13 protein-coding genes are annotated in these 20,337 nt (G+C 66.7%); 4 read left to right on the forward strand and 9 right to left on the reverse strand.

Annotated features, from left to right (window positions below):
* Positions 1-12 precede the first annotated feature (12 nt).
* The 4 genes from VGK32_00765 (at position 13) to VGK32_00780 (ending at position 9,309) form a co-directional block, all read left to right on the forward strand.
* Complete coding sequence (locus tag VGK32_00765) at positions 13-2,328, forward strand: condensation domain-containing protein (GenBank protein ID HEY3380263.1); 2,316 nt, start codon at positions 13-15, stop codon at positions 2,326-2,328.
* On the forward strand, positions 2,325-5,846 hold the full coding sequence (locus VGK32_00770) for an AMP-binding protein (GenBank protein HEY3380264.1): 3,522 nt from the start codon (positions 2,325-2,327) through the stop codon (positions 5,844-5,846). The genes VGK32_00765 and VGK32_00770 overlap by 4 nt, the downstream gene beginning before the upstream one ends.
* A gap of 189 nt (positions 5,847-6,035) precedes the next feature.
* Positions 6,036-7,658: an ATP-binding cassette domain-containing protein gene (locus VGK32_00775; protein HEY3380265.1), complete on the forward strand. Its 1,623-nt coding sequence runs from the start codon at positions 6,036-6,038 to the stop codon at positions 7,656-7,658.
* A 10-nt stretch (positions 7,659-7,668) separates the two neighbouring features.
* Positions 7,669-9,309 carry an ATP-binding cassette domain-containing protein gene (locus tag VGK32_00780; GenBank protein HEY3380266.1) on the forward strand — a complete coding sequence of 547 codons (1,641 nt, stop codon included), beginning with the start codon at positions 7,669-7,671 and terminating at the stop codon, positions 9,307-9,309.
* On the opposite strand, the gene VGK32_00785 is transcribed toward VGK32_00780, so the two are convergent.
* From VGK32_00785 to VGK32_00825, 9 genes are all read right to left on the reverse strand, one after another.
* Complete coding sequence (locus VGK32_00785; GenBank protein ID HEY3380267.1) at positions 9,219-9,959, reverse strand: 4'-phosphopantetheinyl transferase superfamily protein; 741 nt, start codon at positions 9,957-9,959, stop codon at positions 9,219-9,221. The genes VGK32_00780 and VGK32_00785 overlap by 91 nt on opposite strands.
* Before the next feature lie 25 nt (positions 9,960-9,984).
* Entirely contained in the window at positions 9,985-10,179 is a 195-nt protein-coding gene (locus tag VGK32_00790) for a hypothetical protein (GenBank protein HEY3380268.1), read from the reverse strand.
* A gap of 88 nt (positions 10,180-10,267) precedes the next feature.
* On the reverse strand, positions 10,268-11,449 hold the full coding sequence (locus tag VGK32_00795) for an ABC transporter substrate-binding protein (protein HEY3380269.1): 1,182 nt from the start codon (positions 11,447-11,449) through the stop codon (positions 10,268-10,270).
* Positions 11,450-11,452: 3 nt separating this feature from the next.
* Positions 11,453-12,319 carry a prohibitin family protein gene (locus VGK32_00800; GenBank protein ID HEY3380270.1) on the reverse strand — a complete coding sequence of 289 codons (867 nt, stop codon included), beginning with the start codon at positions 12,317-12,319 and terminating at the stop codon, positions 11,453-11,455.
* A 154-nt stretch (positions 12,320-12,473) separates the two neighbouring features.
* A complete protein-coding gene (locus VGK32_00805; protein HEY3380271.1) occupies positions 12,474-12,992 on the reverse strand; it encodes a DUF697 domain-containing protein in 519 nt (172 codons plus the stop codon).
* Between the two features lie 246 nt (positions 12,993-13,238).
* Positions 13,239-16,238, reverse strand: coding sequence for a beta-propeller fold lactonase family protein (locus VGK32_00810; protein ID HEY3380272.1), 3,000 nt, complete (start codon positions 16,236-16,238; stop codon positions 13,239-13,241).
* A gap of 239 nt (positions 16,239-16,477) precedes the next feature.
* Complete coding sequence (locus VGK32_00815) at positions 16,478-18,535, reverse strand: molybdopterin-dependent oxidoreductase (protein ID HEY3380273.1); 2,058 nt, start codon at positions 18,533-18,535, stop codon at positions 16,478-16,480.
* Positions 18,536-18,666: 131 nt separating this feature from the next.
* The gene (locus tag VGK32_00820; GenBank protein HEY3380274.1) at positions 18,667-20,064 is read right to left on the reverse strand and encodes a hypothetical protein; all 1,398 of its coding nucleotides are present in this window, start codon (positions 20,062-20,064) and stop codon (positions 18,667-18,669) included.
* Between the two features lie 53 nt (positions 20,065-20,117).
* Positions 20,118-20,337, reverse strand: a 220-nt coding sequence (locus VGK32_00825; protein ID HEY3380275.1) for a hypothetical protein, incomplete at its 5' end; no start/stop codon positions are given.

The raw sequence follows: 20,337 nt of genomic DNA on the forward strand, positions 1-20,337 counted from the left end.
TTTGGCGTCGCGCTGCACAACCTCTACGGCCCGACCGAAGCGACGGTGGACGTGACCTGGCAGCCCTGCTCCCCGTGGACGGGCGGCGCCATCGTCCCCATCGGCCGCCCCATCGCCAACACGACGGTCTACATCCTGGACGGCCACGGCAGCCCGACGCCCATCGGCGTGACCGGCGAGATCCATCTCGGCGGGCCGCAACTCGCGCGCGGCTACGTCAACCGTCCCGCCCTGACGCGCGAGCGCTTCATCCCCAATCCGTTCGCGGAGGGCGGGCGGCTCTATCGCACCGGCGACCTCGGCCGCTGGCGGAGTGACGGCACGATCGAGTATCACGGCCGGCTCGACAGCCAGGTCAAACTGCGCGGCTTCCGGATCGAACTGGAAGAGATCGAACACGCGCTCAACAGCCACCCGGCCATTGCCGCATCGGCCGTCGTGTTCCTGCGCGACGAACGCGGCGACGGGATCATCGTCGCCTGCGTCCGGCCACTGGCCGAACCGCCTGCCGCGGCAACCCTGCGCGAGTGGCTTGGACATCGACTCCCGGACTACATGGTGCCGCGCCGCTACGTCACGCTGTCGGCGCTCCCGGTGACGAGCAACGGCAAGCTGGACAGGGAGGGACTTGCCGCCTCGCTTCCTCCGCCGGTGGCCGCCGACACCATCGGCGACCCGCCGCACGACGGCGTCGAGCAGCAGGTTGCCGACGTGTTTGGCGCGGTGTTCGGCCGCCCCATAAACGATCGCGACGCCAGCTTCCTCGACCTCGGGGGGCATTCCCTGCTGGCCATCAAGGTGGTCAACCGCATTGCCCGTGCGACCGGCGTGCGCCTTTCAATGCGCGACTTCTTCGCCGCCCCGACCGTCGCCGCGCTCGCGACGCTGGTCAAGGCCGGGGGCGCGGCTGGCGACGGCATCTCGCGAGTGCCAGACGCCCCCGTCTATTCGGTCAGCCACGCCCAGGCGCGGCTCTACCTCGCCAGCCGGATGGACGGGGCGGTCGAAGGCACCGGAACCGCCTACAACATGACGTTCGCGCTGCCGCACGGCGGTTCGCTCGACCTCGACGCGTTCCGTAGCGCGCTGCGCCAGTTGTCGGCGCGGCATGAGACGCTGCGCACCTCGTTCATCGAGGAGGATGGATGCATTCTTCAGCGCGTCGCGACAGAGTCGGACGTGCTGTTGATGGTGGACGACCTGTCGGCGCTCCCCGATCCGCACGCCGAGTGCCTGCGGCTCGCCCGGCGCGAAGCGGCCACCCCCTTCGACCTCGCAACCGCTCCATTGATGCGCGCCCGGGCTATTCGCCTGGCGGTTCGGAATGGGGAAGACTGGCTGGTGCTCCTCGTCCTGCACCACATCGTCGGTGACGGCTGGTCGTCGCGCGTCGTGCTGCGCGAGCTGGATCACTTGTACCGCGCGGCCAGCGGCGGCACCCCCGCCCGCCTGCCCGACCTGCCGATCGCTTACCGCGACTTCTCCGCCTGGCACAACCGTCGCGATTGGACTGCTTCGGTGGCACATTGGCGGTCGGTGTTGGCCGGAGCGCCGGATCGCGTCGCCCTGCCGACCGACCGGCCGATGCCGGCGGTTCCGGTTCACAGGGGGGATACGATCACGCGCATCCTGCCGACCACCCTGAGCGAGGCGCTCACCACTTACGCCCGGCGGTGCGGCACCACGGGCGCGCCGTTGGGGCTGGCGCTGTTCGCCGGGTTGCTCTACCGGCTGACGCGCCAGGGCGACCTGGTGATCGGCCTGGGCGTCGCCGGCCGCGACCGGACCGAGGTGGAAGGACTGATCGGCTTCTTCGTGAACATCCTGCCGGTGCGAATCCGCATCGACGACGATACCGAGTTCGAGCCGTTGGTCGAGCAGATCCACGCCACGGTCCTGGACGCGATGGACCATCGTGACTGCCCGTTTGACCTGCTGGTTCGTGCGATCGCTCCGCGCCGGGCGGCCAACGGCCAGCCGCTCGTCAATGTCGGCTACGAGTACAATCGCTTCGAAGACTTCGATGAGATCGGTGGCGATGCCAGCGTGTTCGGCGAAAGCCGGCCCGTCGATCCGGCATTCGGCCGCGCGCTGGAGGAGGCCATCCGGACCCCCACCGCGAAACACGATCTGCTCCTGTTCCTGATCGAGCGGACACGGGGCTGGCAGTTCCAACTCGAATACGACACCGACCTGTTCGATCGGGCCACGGCGGAGCGCTGGCTTGGCTATCTGGAGCAATTCGCGGCGACGGTTGTCTCCCAGCAGGCATCCCGGTGGCCGCCCCAGGACCCCGACTGCAGCGTCACTGAGGGGCGTCGACGATGAAGATTGCCGATTTCAGGTTCGACGACCCATCGCCCAAGACTGCGGCCGCCCTTCACTCGGCGTCAGCCAATGACGGGCTCGACATCGTGTCGCGCTTTGCCGAGATGGTCGCGCTCCACGGCCAGCGCCGGGCGGTGGTCGATGAAGACGGCAGCTTGACCTACGCCGAACTCGCGGCCCTGGCGCATCGCATCGCGCGCGTGCTGCACGGTCGGGGACTGGCGCCTGAGACCCGCGTGGGGGTCATGCTGGGGCGGCACCGTTACTTCGTCGCGGCGATGCTCGGGGTCCTCGAGGCGGGCTGCGTGTATGTCCCGCTCGAACCGACACTTCCGCTGGAGCGCCGCCGCCTGCTGGTCTCGCTGGCCGGCGCCGAGGCGGTCGTCGCGTCGACCGAAACGGCGGGTGACCTGCAGCAACTGGAGTGGCGGTGCCCACGCCTGAGATTCAGCCTCACGCTGGGCACCGACGACGTCGACGGGCTCGTCGAGGCGCCGGGGGAACTGGGGTCCACCGAACTCTGGGATCACATTGCCGCCGCGGCGAACGATGACGTGGCGGCGGGTGGGTGGAAGAGTGCGTTCACGGGTCTGCCGCTGAGCGATGCGGCGATGACCGCATTCGGAGCCAACGCACGGAACAAGGTCGCGTCGTTCGTCCGAGCCGGTGCGCGGGTGCTCGAGATCGGCTGCGCCTCCGGCTTCACGATGCGCCACATCGCGCCGCTGGTTGCGTCCTACGTCGCGTCGGATCTGACGCGACACAATGCCGAGCGGGTTGAAGTCATCGCCCGTCGCCTCGGCCTGACGCAGGTGACAGGTCGCCACATGGCGGCACACGACATCGACCTGCTGCCGGCGGGACGCTTCGATCTCGTCGTGATGAACAGCGTCGTCGAGAGCTTCCCAGGCTTCGGGTACCTCCGCTCGGTGCTCGACAAGGCGGCCGCGCTGCTGGCACCTGGCGGCAGCATGTTTCTCGGCAGCCTGTGGGATCTCTCTCGACGCGAGGCCTACATGGCCGACCTGGCGACCTTCGCCCGCGAGCATGCTGGCGAGGGATACACGACGCGCAGCGACCTGACCGGGAGTTTCTTCGTCCCCCTGGACTTCTTCCGCGACTGGGCCGCCAAGCGGACCGACCACCCGTCGATCGCGGCGTCGGCCGTTCTCGCGCCAGGATTCGAGCCGGCGCGGTACGCCTTCGACGTCATCGTGCGTTTCGACGGCCAGGGCGCCGGGTGCGAGACGGGCGACCGCACGCCACCGCTGCACCTCGATGGCCGCGCCCTCGCCGCGGAAGCGTCCGAGCCGCTCGGGTTGGATATCGGCCCGCGACGGGCCGCCTACGTCATCTTCACCAGCGGGTCGAGCGGACAACCCAAAGGCGTGCTGATGGAGCATGCGCCGGTCATCAACCTGGCGCGCGTTTCGGAGGAGCAAGTCTACGTGCCGCTGGTGGCGGCTGGAGCGTCACCGCCGCTGGCGATCAGTTGCTCGTTCACGTTCGCCTTCGATGGTTCGATCATCCAGCTGTTGACGCCGCTCCTGAACGGCCACACGGTGCACGTGCCCGGCAATGACACGCGACAGGACCCCCATCGGCTCCACGCGTTCATCGAATCGCACCGGCTGCATGTCGCCGACGCCACCCCCAGCCTGTTCGGCATGCTGGTGGACTACTGGCACGAGCGCGCCGAGCGGAGTTCGGCGCGCTGCTTCATCCTCGGCGGCGAGGCGGTGAGCGCAACGCTCATGGAGCGGTTCTTCGACCTGCCCGGACATCGCCACGTCGAGGTCTGGAATCAATATGGCCCCACCGAAGCCTGCGTGATGGCCAGTCAGTACCGGCTGACGGCGGCCAACTGGGCGGAGGTGCAGCCGCCGCCGATCGGCGGGCCGCTGCCGGGCGTCGAGATCATGGTCTGTGATGACGCCGGACGACCGCTGCCTGTTGGAATCCCCGGTGAAATCAGGATCGCCGGCGCCGGACTGGCGCGCGGATACCTCGATGAGCCCGAGTTGACGGCGCGCTCGTTCGTATTCGACGAGCAGGGAACGCGCTGGTACCGCACCGGCGACATCGGTCGCTGGCTACGTCCCGGCCTTCTGCTCTTCATTGGGCGTGAGGACCGCCAGGTGAAGGTCCGAGGCTACCGGATCGAACTGCCGGAAATCGAGTCGGCGCTGCTGGCGTCTCCCCTCGTCCGCCAGGCGGCGGTGGTGGTGGCCGACCCTCGCCAGGACGGCGACCGTGTCCTGGTGGCGTATGTCGTGGCCCACCCGGGCTTTGACGCCGCCCACTGCCGCACCGAGCTCGATGTGCGCCTTCCCGCGTGGATGATGCCGGCGTGGATTGTCAGTATCGACAGCCTGCCTCTCACCGCCAATGGCAAGCTCGACGAGCGCCGCCTGCCCTCTCCGATCGAGGGAGACGCGCTCGCTGCCTCGCGCCGCGAGCCCCGTCCCCTCACCCGTGAGACGGAGCGCGCCCTGGCCGGGCTGTGGCACAAGGTCCTCGAGGTGCCGGTGAATGACGGAGACGACGACTTCTTCCTGCTGGGCGGCCATAGCGTGCTCGCCGTGCGGCTCGTCTCCCTGATCGAATCCCATTTCGGCATGCGGTTGCCACTGACTGAACTCTTCTCAGCCACGACCGTCGCCCGCATGGCCGATCGCATCGAGGCGCGACGCAACGCCAACGACTGGCATCCTGTCGTGGCCATCAACTCCGACGGACAGCGCGCGCCCCTGGTCTGCTTTCACCCGGTGGGCGGCAACGTGCTGTGCTACAAGGGACTCGCCGACACCCTCGGGGCCGACCGACCCATCTACATGGTGCAGTCCTCCGGACTCGAAGACGGGCAGACGCTGCAACCGAGCGTCGAAGCGATGGTGGCCGGGTATCTCCGGGCGTTCAAGGGCGTGGTTCCGGATCGCCCGCTGGTCGTGCTGGGATGGAGCTTCGGCGGTCTGCTCGCCTGGGAAGCGGCCTGCCAGTTGCGGAGGGTTGGCACGGTCGTCGAGAGCGTCATCGTTCTCGATGGGCTGGGAACGCCTGAACCGGTCCGGCAGTTGTTACAGAAGGACGAGGCCGAGTTCCTCGCTGCCCTCTTCGACGAGATGGGGCTCGGTGAGGCCGACGCCTTCCGCGGTCTGAGCCCTGACGAACGCCTCGATCTGATCGTCGAACGCGCGCGCGGAGGGAACTACCTCCCCAGCGGTCTGGATCGCACGCGCATGCGGCGTCTGCTCGCGCTGTTCCAGCACAACGGCCTCGCGGCGGTGCGCTACCAGCCACAGCCCAGCGAGGTTCGGCTGCTTCTGGTCCGCCCGCGCGTCCTCTCGGGACAGGCGCCCGGGATTCCAGGCGATGACTACAACGGGTGGAAGCCCCTGGCGACCGGAGGGGTGGAATTGTGCTGGATCGACGGAACGCACGGTCAAATGCTGGCCCCCCCGTTTGTCGAACAGCTGGCGGCCCATGTCCGCCGCCACCTGGACCAGATTGGCGCGTAGGAGCGACAAACTGCGGCAACCCAGACTGACTTCGGACGGATGACCCCGCTACCGCAACGGGCCGCTGATCACGCGACCGGCATGGCAGTGACCCCGACCGGAGGAGTGAGCGCCGCCAATGCGGCCGGCTTGGCGCTGGCGATCCCGGCCGGCGCGTGAGACAATCCGCCTCGGCTAGGTTGATCACGCATGTCCCTCCAGCTGTTCGTGCAGTTCCTGCTTCGCCATGCCGGACCGCGACGGCGCCGCATCCTCATCAGCGGCGTGGCGTCCGGACTGTTCCAGGGCCTGGCCATTGTCGCCATCGGCACGTCGCTCGACGCGATCGGCGCCGGCCGCGCCCCGTCCCTCCTCCGCACGCTGTTCTTCGTCGCCGGCGTCGCCGGGTTCTTCATCTGCTACCGGCTGGCCATGACCGCGTGCAGCAGCACGATGACCGAGGCCGTGCTCGACAGCCAGTTGCGCATCGCCGAGCGGTTGTTGCGCGTTCGGTACCGTGAGTTCCTGAAGATCGACGAGAGCCGCATCTACGACAGCCTCATGGGCGACAAGGGCATCGTCATGGACGCGGCCAGGTCCTTTGCGATGGGCCTCTCGAGCGTGGCGATTGCCCTGTGCAGCTTCGCGTACGCGGCGGTGGTCTCGCCGGCAGCTTTCGGGACGGTCGTGGCGACGCTGGCGCTGTGCGGCCTGATCTACATGTGGGGTTACCGGACGTTTCTCACCAGGACCGAACTGGCGGAGGCGGCGCAGGGCGAGTTCGCGAGCAGCCTGGACGGCCTGCTCACCGGATTCACCGAGCTCAAGATGAATCGCCGCAAGAGCGATGACTTCTTCGACCACCGGGTGCGCGCGCTGCACGAACGCGCGGCGGAGGCGAAGCGGTTGACCGAGGACCAGTACATCGTGGGATCGGTCCAGTTCTCCACCATGATCTTCTTCCCGATCGGCGCGGTGCTGTTCCTGCTGCCGAAGTTCACCGCCATCGGGACCGAGGTGTTGATCAATCTCCTCGGCATCACCCTGCTCACCCTCGTCCCCGTCATGGGCCTGGTCCTCCTCGTGCCCGCAGCGTCCAAGGCCTGGCTGGCCATCGATGCGCTGCAGCGATTCGAAGGGGAACTGAACAGCCTGCGCGACGACGAGGAGATTGCGGACCCGCGGGCGCCGTCGTTCGAGACCATCGAAATTCGGCACGGCCAGTTCGCGTATCCGGACGGCGGCGGCGACGGATTCACCGTGCACATCGACGGCTTCCGCCTGAAGTGCGGCGAGTTCGCCATGCTGACCGGCGGCAACGGCAGCGGCAAGTCTACGTTCATGCGCGCGCTCGCCGGTCTCGAGTCACTGACCGATGGGTCCATCCTGGTGGACGGACGCCCGGTGAGTGAGATCGGCATGGACAACTACCGCTGTCTCTTCTCGGTGCTCTTCGTCGACTTCCACCTCTTCGACAGCCTCTACGGCCTGCGCGTTCCGGCGACGGAGGTCGAGCGGGCGCTCGAGCGGCTGCGGTTGGTCCCCGCGGTCCGGTTCGACGGGCGACGGTTCTCCACGCTCAACCTTTCCTCGGGACAACGCAAGCGCCTCGCCGTCGTGTGTGCCGAGTTGGAAGGGCGAGCCATCCTGTTGTTCGACGAAGTGGCAGCCGACCTCGATCACGAGTCGAGGGAGTACTTTTACCGAACCCTGCTGCCGGAACTGAAGCGGCAGGGTCGCACGCTCCTGGTCATCTCCCACGACGATCGCTACTTCGACGTGGCCGACCGGGTGCTGACGATGCGCGACGGCCGGTTCGTGGACCTGAAATAGAGGAGCCTCGGTGCTCACTGTCCGTTTCTACCAGTTCATCCGCGACCACGCCGGGCCGCGCATGCGCTGGATCCTGTTTACCTCCGTGACGTCCGGCCTCTTCATGGGCATCACCATGGCCGTGATCGGCCATGCCGTGAACGAGTTCGTCACTGAGGGATCCGTCTCCGCGCGGTCCTGCCTGTTGTTCATCCTCGGTGCCACGAGCTACTACTGGACCCTCCTGCTGGCCGCGAGGGCGTCGACCGGAGCAGCGTTCGAGGCGGTCAGTGAGTTGCAGCTCCGGCTGGCCGATAAGCTGCGCCACAGCCGGTTCCTCGAGTTCCAGGAACTGGATCGGGGGTACGTCTACTCGACGCTGGCCGGAAGCAAGGACATCGTCATCGAGGCATCGCGACACCTGACGATGTGCCTCTCCGGCGCCGCCATGCTGATCGGCGCGTTCGCCTACGGCGCCACCGTGTCGCTGATCGGCGCGGCCGTGATTGGCGGGGTGCTGGCAGCCTGCGGCTACTTCCTCCAGCGCTTTCAACACCGGGGGCTTCTCCTCGAAGAGCAGACGGCGACCGCGAACCGGGAATTTCTGGCGAGCATCAAGGACCTGGTCGGCGGATTCGCCGAACTGAAGATCCACCGCCCGAAGCGCGAGGACTTCTACACGAACCACGTCCTCGTCCTAGCCGCGCGCAACCGGGCGGCGCGCGAGCTCGTCGAGGCCCTCCATGCGAAGGGGATGGCCTTCTTCTCGGCGTACGCCCTGTTGCCCATGGGCGCCGTGGTCTACCTTCTGCCCCGGCTCCTGAACGTGTCGGCCGAACAGGTCGTCGTGCTTCTCGCCGTGGCGTTCTTCTCGCTCACTCCGACGGTCGCGTTCGTCACCTTCATCTCGCTATCGTCCAGGGCGTGCCTGACCCTTTCGACGCTGCAGGATTTCGAGAACCAGCTCGACGCGCTGTGCGACGCCGAGTCTGCGTCTGCGCCCACGCCACCCGCCTTCGAGCGCATCGAGATCCCCGACGGGCTCTTCCGCTACCACGAGGGCTTCTCGCTGCACATCGAGCGCTTCGAGCTTCGGCGCGGCGAGTTGGCGATGCTGGCGGGCGGCAACGGCAGCGGCAAGACCACGCTCATGCGGGTCCTGGCCGGGTTGTATCCTCTGGCGTCGGGCGACATCCTGGTTGACGGCCGGCCGGTTCGGGAGATCGGCCTGGAGAACTACCGGAGCCTCTGCTCGGTCATCTTCACGGACTTCCACCTCTTCGACACGCTGTGGGGCATCGAGAACCCCGACCCGGATCGATTACGAACGATGATCGATGAGATGGGGCTCGGAGGGAAGCTCGTCGTCGACGATCGGAGATTTTCGACCGTCGATCTGTCCTCGGGACAGCGCAAGCGCCTGGCCGTGCTGTGCGCCGTGATCGAAGACCGGCCCGTGCTCCTGTTCGACGAAGTCGCGGCGGGCTTCGACGTGCGTTACCGCGAGTACTTCTACCGGACGCTGCTGCCGGCGCTTCGAGCCGAAGGCCGGACAATTCTCGCCATCTCCCACGACGATCGCTACTTCGACGTGGCCGACCGGGTCCTCACCATGCGCGAAGGAACGCTAGACGGGGCAGGCCCGGGCGCCGCCGCACACACGGCGGCGTAGACGCCCTCCGGCATATCCAGCGCGCGCACTTCCCACGACGCCTCGTCGGAGGGAGCGGGGATCCCTTCGATGAAGAGCTGGGCGCCTTCCTGCCGGACCGTGAGCTGGCGCGGATCGAGGGAGAATCCGGTCCCCAGCGCCTTGAGCACACACTCCTTGATCGTCCACAGCCGATAGAAGTTGTGCACCCTCGCGCCCGGGTCGAGGTCGAGGTGTCGTTCGAGTTCGTCACCGGACATGAACTGGGCGGCTGGCAGATCGACCATCGGATGCACGACCTCGACATCGATGCCCACGGGGCCGGCGGCCATCGCGCAGGCGATCCACTCGCCGGAATGGCTCAGGTTGAAGTGCAAGTCGGGATGGTCCGCCAGGAACGGCTTGCCGAGGTGGGTGTCCACGAGTGAGGCGGCATCGAGATCGATCTGGAGTTCGTCGCGCAGGGAGTACCGGAGCAGGGCCTCCGACGCCAGGCACCTGATCTTGTCGGCGACGAGGCGGTATCGGGCCGCCTTGGCTCGCCGCGCCCGACTGGCATGTGCCATCCATCGTTCGAGCGACCGGCCATCGTCAACCGTCACGCCGACGATGTCGATGCGAACGCGCGGGCGCTCGAAACGGATGATCTGATGAGCCGTGACGCCGTCCATGGCGCGATCATTATCGCGCCGTCCCTCACTTGAGCGTCTCGGCTTTCGTCCTGGGTCGCACCGGGCCGTCGGTGGCGAGGTACAACAACAGCCCGATGAACGGGGTGAGCAGCAGCGATCCGAAGAAATAGCCCCAGAATCCGAAGCGCCGATTGCTGCCGAGCAAGGCAATAATCCACGCTGCTCCCACGTACGCCGCGAGTGCGCCAACTTCGATCATGTCCAAGTCACTCCTGCAGTCTCGCCGCGGTCAGCCGCCGGCTTCCGCGGCGACGTCTTTGACGACCCGCACGTGCGGCGGGGACTTCTCATCGACCAGCCGGCTTGGGCGCGGGCCGGATGACCTGGACCGTGACCGGCTCACCGCGCTGGAACATTTTCAGATATAGAGGCTTGTCGTCGAGTTCTCCCGTGGCGTCGAACTTGTACCGGCCGTTAGCGCCGTCCCACGGGTTCATGAACCGGATGGCGTACGACAGATCGAGGGGATTCCGGGACCCGGTGGACTGCAGCGCGTTCGCCAGGATCTCCAGGGCGTCGTAGCCCTGGGCGGCGTACGTGTCCGGCGGATGGCCATATCGGGCCTGAAACGTCTGGACAAACGCCTGGTTCGCCGGGCGCGGCGAGTCCACGTTGTAGAAATCGAAATACATCGCGCCTTCCAGGCCCTTGCCGGCCCGCTGGCGCATTTCGGGCGTGTCACTGAAGGCACCGATGACCGGCGTCGAGAGGCCCGCCGCCCGCGCCGCGCGCAGGAAGTCTCCCGCCCAGGGTTCCAGTCCCGCGAAGAAGATGACATCGGCGTCGACGCCCTTCAGTTGGTTGACCGGCTCGCGGAAGTCGGCGCGTTCACGGAAGTAGGACCACTGGTAGACCATGCGCGCATCGAGCGAATCCAGGCCGACCCGGAACTGATAGGCCAGATCCTCGCCGTACGCGTCCTCCTCCCAAATCACCGCGAACTTCTTGTACCCGCGGTCCACCGACAATTGCGCCAACGAGAGCGCGATCTTCTCGCTGGACACTACGGTCCGAACCAGGTACCGAAACCCGTGAGCCGTCATCGTTGTACTGTTGGCGCCGATGATGAGATGCAGCAGCCGGCTGGTCTCGTAGATCGCCGACGCCTTGGCCGCCGGCGCGTCGTCATAGTACCCGATGACCGCGCTCATCTCCGGCGTATCGGCAAAGTCGACGGCAATCCGCTTGGATGTTTCCCAATCGCCGCCGTCGTCCTTGATGGCCAGGCGGATGGACCGGCCGTTGGCGCGGCTGCGCGCGTTGATCTGGTCCCGCGCCAGCAGCAGGCCATCAACCGCACCGTCGTGATTCACCGACAACGGCCAGCACACTCCGACGAGCGTCTCGGCCGAGGGGCGGCGAAGGGTCTCGAAGCGACGTTCGCCCATTCGGTCCAACGATCGCCCCTGGGTTCGCCACGCCAGCAGCAGCAAACCGGCCACCACGGCGAACCAGATCCACTTCTTCACGCGTCATTCCTTCCCAAGGATGAGCGGCAAGCCCTTGGCGCCCGCGCCGATGACCACCACCTTGGCGTTCGGCGATTTCGCCAGGTCCTGGGTCGCCTGGATGCCGTGCCATTGGAGGATCGACGAAGTGAGGCTCGAGTTCACCGTGTCGTTGTAGACCTTCAACCCGTCCGATTCAATCCGCAATCGCTGGGCTTCCTTGGTGGCGATCGAGAGCCGATAGACGTACTCGGCGTCCAATTGCTGCTGGGCCATCTTGGATTCGATCGCCTGGGAGATCCGCGCGGGCAACGTAATCGACTCAATCGGCACATCGTCGAGGGACACGAAGCGCGCCGCGAGGCGGACCTTCGAGAACTCGCTGACCCGTTCCTGGATGGCCCGCTGCGACGTGTAGATCTCCTCCGGCTTGTACTGGCCGAACACGGTCCGGATCACCGACCGCACGTCGGGCCGAACGACCACGTTGACGTAGTTGGGCCCGACGCGCTGATGCAGCAACGGGAGGGTGTCCTTGTCGAGGTAGTACCGGGTGGTGTACTGCACCTTGACCGTGAGTCCGTCCAAGGTCAAGACGTCAATCGAGTCGCTGAATTGCTGCTTCCTGACGTTGTAGACGTACATCTGGTTGATGGGCAGGATGATGTGCACGCCCTCGCGATACACCGTGTCGATCACCGTGCCTTGGCCCAGGAACCGCCACAGAACGCCGAGTTCGCCCGGGTGGACCAAAATCACGACACGGTCGAAGAAGAACACGACCAGGAAGGCGACCAGCAGAAGAGGGACAATCGCCCGCGCGGCGTGCCGCCTGACGAACGACTTGCTGCGCGAGCGGAACGTCACGGCCGGTTCAGGAGTCGTGTTCATGACAAGCATTCCTCTGGCGCCGCCGCGGCGGCCGCAAGCGCCGCCCGGGGTGGGACCACGGCGGGGCGGCCGAGGCAGACGTCACGAGCTTCACTCCGCGATGGGCGCGGGATGACGGGCACAACGACGTTGCCGTACTAGTGCGCCGAAGGACTCAGGCCACCGCCGTCTTGGCACGCTGGAACTGATCCTTGAAGTACTGTTTGACCTTCTCGGGATCGAAATCGAGAAACGTGCCACCCGACTCGAAGTGCTGGATGAACACCTTGCCGATGGCGTACACCGTCGCACCGGCAAACGCCGGCACCGCCGCGACGCTCAGCGCGCCGCCAACCAGTGGCCAGCCCTTCAGGACACCGGCCGCGCCGACGCCGAGTTCCGTCGAAAGGGCGCCGCCGACCAAGGCACTCGCGATGCTCTTGATCCGGTCCTGGCGGAATGGCACGTCGTAGATCTTTCCCAAATCGCGCAGGAGCTTGACAGCTACGCCGGCCACTCCGGCGGCGTTGACGATCGGTATCGGCACGAGGCCGACGGCCGCCGCGTAGATCACGTGGCGCTTTACCAATTCGAGCGCCAGCGGTTGCCTGTCCGGCTTGCTCGACTCGGCTGGCGTCGATTCGGCTGGCGTCGATTCGGACACTGGCGCCTGGTCTGCCTGCGAGTCAGTCATTGCACTCTCCTTAGGCTGCAAGTCGATCGCAGCCGTGTCTCCCGATGGCGAACCTGTTCCCTTGCGGACCTTCTGTGTTCCCACGTTACCCTCCATCTTGCCCACCGGCGCGGATCCCCGCCCGGCCTCGAGGCGCACGAGCGCTCGAACCGGCAGCACAACAGCGGTCCAGGAATCGGTTAGGCCACAACACTACCGCAACGGGGTCGCCGTGGCTAGTAGTTCGAAGGGGCACGCGCCCGACACTCACCGTGGCGGCTGCTGTGGGCCTTTCGCCGTTGCCGCTTGCCGGAACTTCGCGAGGAACTCCTTGCGGTTCTTCCGCAGGTCGAGTCCGGTCGGCGCCGCGGGGTACGGGGCGGCGCCCATCAGCCCGGTCCAGAGAATGCGGTTGTAGGCCGCGAAATCGAATCGATCTTCAGACGTGAAGTCCATGCCCTTGGTGGCCTCCGCCCAGTAGGCTGCGTCGTGCGTCGGCGCAGGTACGACCAGACCCGCAGGCTTGGGGGGCAAGGGCAGCGACGTCCTGTAGAGCATCGCGGCCGGCGTGGCGGCGAAGTACCACCGGTGCGGTGTCGTGGTGAAGATGTCGGCCATCGGCTTGGCGAGCGCGTCGTTCAGGTTCATCGGCGGAAGGCCCAGGACCTCCTCAATCGTGCGTACGAAATCGATGGTGTTGTAGCGCGTGGAGACCAGCGCGCCCTGCTTCACGTAGGCCCCAGCCACGAAGGCGACGCTGCGATGCGAGTCCACGTGGTCGCCGCCATCCTGCGCGTCGTCTTCGATGACGAAGATCAGCGTGTTGTTCGCGTACTTGCTGATGGCGATCTTCTGAATGAGCAGGCCGACGGCATAGTCGTTGTCCGCCTGCTGCAACTCCGGGGTGTTCACGCCGTCGATGGCCTTCAGGTAGTCCCCGGTGTGATCGTGCATCAGCCGGACGAGGCTCAGCGCGGGCAGCCCGCCTGACCTCGGCCCGAACGCGGCCGCCGTGCTCTCACCGGACGACAGCGGCAAACGATAGTCGCCATCGAATTCCCGCGCCCATTCCATGTAACGGTAGAAGTCGGGAAACGCGTTGTCGAAGCCGCGGAAGAAGAGGTCGGTGAACGGAGCCAGCGAGACGCTCGCAGGAAAGGCCACGACCGTGCCCGTCGACGCCGGGTCGTGCACAAGCGGAACGCTGAACGACTGCGTCGAATAGCGGGTGATATCCAGGAAGAACCCGTAGTTGCGGACCGACAGCTTCGCTCGCAGGGCCGAGTCCCAGAGGTAGCCGGTATTCACCTGGTTGTTCGGCCCGTCCGGCGCCGCCACGTCGGTCTGGCCGGCCAGCAGGTCGGGGTCGGCGGGCGTGAAGGGGTTCGCCGCCTGGCGTTCACCGAGGGTCGGATACGCGACATTCACCGAACGATTCAGGCCTTCGGAATCCAGGCTGAACCCGCGTCCCGCGTAAGCCTCGAGCACCTGACGCTGAATCACGTCCGGTGCGCGAGCCGATGTGGTCCACGGCCAGCCGTCGTAGCTGACCTCGGACGTGTCGTAGAAGTTGTCGAGCGTGACGAACGTCCGTGCCAGGTTGTGCAGGTTCGGCGTGACCGCCTCGCCAAACTCCGCGAGAGCCGGATCGCCATTGCCGATCTTCAGGTCGCCCAGCACCTGGTCGTACGTCCGGTTCTCCTTGATGATGAAGATCACGTGTTGGACGCCTCGTCGAACGGCAGCCATGACCGCCGCGTCGTGAGCGCTCACCGAGCTGGTGAAACGGTTGTTGGCCGCGACCTGCGCCGTCAGTGTCGCAAGCTGTGCCGTGGTCGGACGCGGGAAGCGCTGGAAGCCGGCCTTGATCAGTTGGGGATTGTACTGATTCGTGCCCATGCAGTTGGGCGATCCCGGCGGCCCGTAACCGCCGTAGCAGAAGCCGGGATTCGGTCCCGTCGGCGACTTGCCATTGACGACATACACCGTATTGCCGTCCCTGCTGAAGCTCACCGAGTTCGGGTACCAGCCGGTTGGGATCAAGCCAATCACGTGGTCGCCTCGATTGGTTCCGCCGAGGGCCACCACCGCCACGCAGTTCAGGTTGCCGTTCGTGACGTACAACTGCGTCTCGTCCGGAGACAGCGTGACGCTGTTCGGGTTTGCGCCGGTATACGGCGCCAGCCACGCGGGCAGAAGCGACACGGGGGCGATGACCGGGATGGACTCGAGGATCGTGTTCGTCGCGGTGTCGATGACGTCCACCGTGTCCGACTGGTCTTCGACCACGTAGAGCAGCGACTGGGCGGCATTCAACGTCATCTTGATCGGCTGACCCTTGACGCGGATTCGGGCCGTGACGGCCGGGGCCCCGCCGAGATCCACGACGACAACTTCGCGGTCCCGGATGCTCGAGACGTACGCGTGAGCGTTCGATCCGGTCCCCGTGATCGCCACCCAGAACGGGTATTCGCCGCCGGGCACACCTGCCGCGAGCGGGTTGCTCTTGCCGGGGCGCAGGTCGAGCTCAGTCACCTTCCACCAGTAGCCGAAGCCCACTTTCTTGTTGAAGATCGTGATCGAGTCGTTGTAGTAGTTCGCCACGACCAGCGTCAGGCCGTCCTTCGAAATCGCGACGCCGGCGGCGCAGGGCTTCACGGCCACCCGATCGTTGATGGGGACGGTCCCCGTTTGCGGCGGGACGGCGAGCCCGAGGCCCGTCGCGTGGCCCAGCACGAGCGCCGGCGTGTCGGACCGCTCCTGCCAGGTTCCGGTGTCGCTCCGCGTGATGAGGTGGACGACGTCGTCGCTGCCGCCCGCCACGTAGAAGACCGCGCCTGACGGATCGAAGACGATCCCGTTGTAGGTATTCGCGAACCTCAGGACCTGCGTCTTGACCGGTGTCGATGTGGAGATGTCATAGACGAACACGTACTCGGCCGAGTCAGACGGATTCACCTTGCCAACGTTGGGTCCCGTGCTGAAGAAGACGCGGTTGTAGCCGCTGGTCAGGACCAGCAGGGTCTTGCGATCCGGGCTCACCACCGTGGTGACGGCCTGTCCGGCCAGGTATGTGGGATTGTCGGGGAGGTTGGGGTTCAGCGACTCGAAGCTGGCTCCCTGCACCGCCAGCGGCGTGATCTGCTGGCCCATGTTGGGCAGGAGTTGGGTGGCGGATTGTGCCCGGACCGGCGCGCCCCAGGTGATCAGCCCAACGAAGAGCCCAGCCACTGCAATCAGAACGCGACCGATGGTATGCACTGTCATGGATCTACGTATCTCTTTCAAGCCGCTCGGCGTGACCCGAGTCAAGTTGCAGGTAGTCGCGGCGTGTGCGGATGAAGCGCGAAGAGGGACCGAACGAGGCTCTTGCTCGACGCGGGAGATCAAGTTACTGATCTTACACCCGCGGCACGACCGCCGCGGCGGGATTCCCGGCATGGGGCGACCGGTGACGCACGACGGGGCGCCGAACGCGGGAACGCGCAGCACGAGTGCGATCATCGTCAATCCGGCACGCGGCCGTTGAATGGACGCCGGCCGAGCTGGCTGGAGGCCGCCGACCTGCACGCGCGAACGTCGATCCGGTTGTCGTAGAACGTGCTGCCGGCCCCGTCATCGGTGAGACGCTGCGACGTCAGTGCGTTGACGGTCCGCGAGCCCGGCGCGCGCTCCTGCCAGTGCACGCCCTCGGCCACGGCAACACCCGCCGGCACGTCGTCCGACACCTCGAGCTCGAACTCCACTTCCCCGTGATCGTTCCAGGCGAGCACTCGTTCGCCGTGGACCAGGCCACGCGCCGCCGCGTCGGCTGGCCCCAGTTTGAGGCGCATCGCGCCGTCGCGCTCGACGAGGTCGTCGCGCTCCCTGAAGCTCGAGTTGAGCGCGTACATCGAAACACCCGTCTGCAGCACCAGCGGGAACGGGTCGTCCTCCGAGTTCGTCGGGAGCACCTGCGGCAGCGGGTGGCGAAGTCGCGGGTTCAGTATCTCGATCCTGCCGGACGGCGTCCTCCAGGCGCGAGGCGGCACCTGCAGTCGCTGCGCCCGTCCTTCCGCCATGGCCGCGCCGTCGATTCCCGCGCGCCACGGCGAAGGCGCGGCAAGCAGGACATCGAGCATCTGTTCGGCGCTCTGCCGGAACACCTCGTCATCGAATCCCATCGCGTGCGCCAGCGCGGAGAAGACGTCCCAGTTCGAGCGCGACTCCCCGACCGGCGGAATCGCTGCCGCGACACGCTGCACGCAGTAGTGGCCGTAGGCCCGATATACGTCCGGATGCTCCAGCGAACTCGTTGCCGGCAGCACGACGTCGGCCCAACGCGCGGTGTCGGTCATGAACCGCTCGTGTACGACGGTGAACAGGTCGCCACGGGACAGCCCCGCCAGCACCTGGTTCTGATCGGGGGCAACGGCCGCGGGATTCGATTGATAGACGTAGAGCGACATCACGCGCGGCGCGTCGAGCTCCGTCAGCGCATGCCCGAGGCGGTTCATGTTGACCAGGCGCGTCGGCTGCGGCTGGAGGTCTTCACGGAGAATCGGCCGAAGGTCGAATGCGGCCGCTGACGACGTGCCGGTGAGGCATCCGCCGCCTCTCTTGCACCAGGCACCGACCACCGCCGGCAGGCAGACGATGGTGCGGATGGTCATGGCGCCGTTGCCGTACCGCGACAGCCCGCTGCCCAGTCGGATGAACGGTGCGCGTGCCGCGCCGAACGCGCGCGCGAGGTCCTCGACGTCTCCGGGCGAGATACCGGTCGACTCCGCGGTGCGGGCCGGCGTCCATCCCGGCAGGATGTCGCGTGCCAGTTCCCCCCAACCCTGGACATCGCTCGCCAGGAACTCGGCATCGACCAGCCCGTCGCGGTGCAGCACGTGCATCAGTCCCAGCGCGAGCGCGCCGTCGGACCCGGGTCGCAGCAGCACCACGCGATCGGCGACGCGCGCCGTGGCGGTGCGGTGCGTGTCGACTAGCCAGATGGAGGCGCCGTGGCGCTTCGCCTCGCGGGCACGCGAGACGAAGTGGATGTTGGTGGCGAGCGCATCGATCCCCCAGAGGACGATCAGGTCGCTCTCGACCGCCTCGTCGGGGTCTGGCGCCGGCGTGTCGCCCATCACGGCCTTCCACCCGGCTTCCTTTGCCGGCGAGCAGATGGTGCGGTCGAGCCGCGACGCTCCCAGTCGGTGGAAGAACGCGTGACCCGCGTTCCGCTGCAGCAACCCCATCGTCCCGGCATAGCTGTACGGGAGGATCGCTTCGGCGCCGTGCGCACCCACGATGGTCCGGAACCGCGTGGCGATCAGGTCAACTGCTTCCTCCCAGCTGGCAGTGCGGAAGCGCCCCTCGCCTTTCGCGCCGATTCGGACGAGCGGGTGCTCGAGGCGGCGGGGCGAGTGAACCGTCAGATCGTAGCGGTCCATCTTCGGGCACAGCGACCCTCGCGAGTAGGGATGCTCGCGGTCGCCGCGCACGCGCACGGCGCGGCCGTCCTCGACCTCGACGATCAGGCCGCAGGTGTCGGGACAATCATAGGGACACGCGGAACGGACCAGGTGCGCCACGTCATATTCTCCTCAGGGAGTTCCTGCTCGTAATGTAGCATCCCTGGGCGGGAGCGTGTCGGTGGCACACTGCCTCGACTGGCGCGCATCGAGATTGCACCAGCTGAACCAGAACCGCCGCACGGCAGACGTCAGGACTCGTACCCGAAGAGCCGCTTCGCCTTGATCACGCCGACAACCTCCGCGGGCACGTACTTCTCCCAGGCATGGTCGCCCGCCTGGATCAAGGCAAGCACGTGGCGGGGCATCACCGACAGGTCCGCGTCGGACGGGGCGCCGAGGGGCTCGATGAAGCGGTTTTCGCGCAGGTAGGCATACAGGTGGGCGAGCGGCCGGGGAACCGCGAAGCTGTCCGCGGTGACCATCTCGCCGGTGGCCATGTTGCGCCACGGGTACACGTAGAGCCTGACCGGTCCTGCCAGCAGCCGGCCGAGCGCCTCCAGCAGTCCCCCATCGAGGTCGGCGTAGTGCTTCTCCTCGAAGAGCTGCGCCAGCGTGGGAATGCCCATCACCATGCCGATAGGGTCGGACGTGTAGCGGCGCAAGTACGTGGTGACGTTGTGGAACCTGGAGTAGTTGGTGACCATCACCGTCCTGCCGAGCGCCCGGAGCACATCGACGCGTGCCAGGAAGTCGGCGTGCACGACCCGCTCGCCCAGGGACTGGAGGTTGCGCAGCGTCATCTCCATGAGCACGACGGGCTCGCGGCCACCGAGGTCGGGCTCGGCGCGCATGCGATCTGCCGAACGAGTGAGCATCTCCTGCGTCACCCTGGTCACCGGGCGGAAGCTCCCGCGCTCGACAACGACCGGCGCGTGGTAGAGCAGCTCGGCCGGCTCCAGGACGTCCCCGTCCGGTGAGAAGAGGGCGGCGTTCGTGAGGCGCTGCTCCACGAGCTGGAGGCTCATGAGCCGGTTCTCCACGTCGGCGAACGCCGGCCCGGAGAACTTGATCATGTCCACTTCCATGCGGTCCCGGGTCAGGCTGTCCATCAGCGTTCCGATGAGCGCCTCGGGACGCGCGTGGTCGTAGAACGCGCCGTGGAGGAGGTTCACGCCGAGGGCGCCGAGCGCTTCCTGCTGCCGGGCGTTCTCCAGGTCCCACATCCGCGCGTGGACGATGATCTGGGAGGGCTCGGCACGGGGCGCCGCCTGGAAGCGGATGCCGAGCCAGCCGTGGCCCTCCTCCTTCCGAGAGAAGCTCTTCGCCGCGACGGTATCGGCGAAGACGAAGAACTGCGTCGATTCGCCCCGAGCCGTGTCGAGGCGCTCCAGGAGCAGATCCCACTCGTGGTCGAGCATGGCCTGCAGACGCTGCCGGCTCACGTAGCGCTTCGTGGCGCCGTACACGGCGTCGGACACCGCCATGTCGTAGGCGGACATCGTCTTGGCCACGGTGCCGGCGGCGCCGCCCACGTGAAAGAACCAGCGCGCCACTTCCTGGCCGGCGCCGATCTCGGCAAACGTCCCGTAACGCGCCGCGTCGATGTTTATGCGCAGCGCCTTGTCGTGCGTGCTGGGAACCGCCATGTGAGCAGTATGCATCCGAACGAGCGGACTATTCGTGGCCTTCTCACATCGTCCTAGCGACGCTTCAATGCCTTCCAGTTGAGGACGGTTCCCCCCAGGTAGGCAATGCCGGCCGAGAGGAAGACCAGATGGGACGCCACGCCCGCCAACAAGACTGGTCCTTCCCGGAACCCCAGGGCGACCATGAAGGTGAGGATGATGAACAACCCGCGCAAGAGGAACAGGCTCCCGATCCCAACCAAGGCGGTCCGCAGGAGCGGCAGGCGCCGGATC

Source organism: Vicinamibacterales bacterium (assembly GCA_036504215.1).
GTDB lineage: Bacteria > Acidobacteriota > Vicinamibacteria > Vicinamibacterales > Fen-181 > FEN-299.